The following is a 249-nucleotide window of genomic DNA, read 5'->3' on the forward strand; positions in this document are numbered from 1 at the left end:
GGTTATTCTGGTTAAAGCCATGGTGTCGTTTGGTCAGATGATTTACCCCATCGTCGTCAGCACCATGCTGCTCAACCATGTCTGGTACGGCTATGCGGTCATCATCCCGGGTGTACTGTTCGTGGTCATCACCCTGATGCTGTTAAAAAGTCGCTTTCCCAGCCAGATGGTGGACGCGGGTCTCGCCAAAGATCTGCCACAGATGAACAGTAAACCCCTGGTCTGGCTGGAAGGTGTCGCTTCCGTGCT

General features: G+C 53.4%; 1 pseudogene. It reads left to right on the forward strand.

What is annotated here, in order from left to right:
- Window positions 1–249, forward strand: a pseudogene (locus FDX22_RS21645) (MFS transporter); the annotation flags it as partial.

The sequence above is a fragment of the Citrobacter sp. TBCS-14 genome, from assembly GCF_005280805.1.
In the GTDB taxonomy this organism is placed as follows: Bacteria; Pseudomonadota; Gammaproteobacteria; order Enterobacterales; family Enterobacteriaceae; genus Citrobacter; species Citrobacter gillenii.